We start from the raw sequence: 1344 nt of genomic DNA, 5'->3' as shown, positions 1-1344 counted from the left end.
GGGTCGCTGCCCGCCCGGCGGGGGGGGGCGCGGGCCCCCTGGCGCCGCCCCCGCCTAAGAGGCACCCGGGGGGCGCCCCCCCCACCGCCCGCCCCACCGCTGTTCCAGCCCCCACCAGACCCGAGAGGGCCGCACCGTAGTGACCAGCAACCAGAACGGCGCCACCTACGCCGCAGCCGGCGTCGACATCGAGGCGGGCGACCGCGCCGTCGAGCTCATGAAGCAGTGGGTGAAGAAGGCGAACCGCCCCGAGGTGGTCGGCGGTCTCGGCGGCTTCGCCGGCCTCTTCGACGCGTCCGCCTTCAAGCGCTACGAGCGGCCGCTGCTGGCTTCGGCCACCGACGGCGTGGGGACCAAGGTGGCCATCGCGGCCGCCATGGACAAGCACGACACCATCGGCCACGACCTGGTCGGCATGGTCGTCGACGACCTGGTGGTGTGCGGCGCCGAGCCGCTGTTCATGACCGACTACATCTGCGTCGGCAAGGTCGTGCCGGAGCGGGTCGCCGCGATCGTCAAGGGCATCGCCGAGGGCTGCGCGCTGGCCGGCTGCGCCCTGGTCGGCGGCGAGACCGCCGAGCACCCGGGCCTGCTCGGCCCGGACGAGTACGACGTCGCGGGCGCCGGCACCGGCGTGGTCGAGGCGGACGCGCTGCTCGGCGCCGACCGCGTGCGGGCCGGCGACGTGGTGATCGCGATGGCGGCCTCGGGCCTGCACTCCAACGGCTACTCGCTGGTGCGCCACGTGCTGCTGAACGAGGCCGGCTGGAAGCTGGACCGCAAGGTCGAGGAGTTCGGCCGCACGCTCGGCGAGGAGCTGCTGGAGCCGACCCGGATCTACTCGCTGGACTGCCTGGCGCTCACCCGCGCCACCGAGATCCACGCCTTCTCGCACGTCACCGGCGGCGGCCTGGCGGCCAACCTGGCCCGGGTCGTCCCGGACGGCCTGCACGCCCGCCTGGACCGCGGCACCTGGACCCCGCTGCCGGTCTTCCAGACCGTCGCCCAGGTCGGCAAGGTGGCCACCCTGGAGATCGAGAAGACGCTCAACATGGGCGTCGGCATGGTCGCGGTCGTCCCGCCGTCCTCGGTGGACGCCGTGCTGGCGATCCTGGAGGACCGCGGCGTCGAGGCCTGGCTGCTCGGCGACATCGTCGAGCGCACCGGCGAGCACGAGGCCGGCGCGGCGCTCTACAACGCCTACGAGGGCTTCACCGCGGGCTGAGCCCGGCGGGACGACGGAAGGTCATTTGCGCGCACGGCCGCCCCCTCCTCGAAGACCTCCCCCGGAACCCGCCGCGCGGGGGCTCGACCCCGCTACGCCACCAGCGCCGTCAAAACGAC

Annotated in this window: 1 protein-coding gene; it reads left to right on the top strand. The window is 74.2% G+C overall.

The genetic code is table 11. The features are described from left to right. Nucleotides 1-139: 139 nt before the first annotated feature. Entirely contained in the window at nt 140-1225 is a 1086-nt protein-coding gene (gene purM / locus ACFV6I_RS32305; protein WP_063348339.1) for a phosphoribosylformylglycinamidine cyclo-ligase, read from the top strand. Nucleotides 1226-1344: the final 119 nt, after the last annotated feature.

The sequence above is a fragment of the Kitasatospora sp. NPDC059803 genome (genome assembly GCF_042732255.1).
Classification (GTDB): domain Bacteria; phylum Actinomycetota; class Actinomycetes; order Streptomycetales; family Streptomycetaceae; genus Kitasatospora.
Note: the sequence above shows the minus strand (reverse complement) of the source record. Positions and strands in the feature narration are given on the sequence as shown.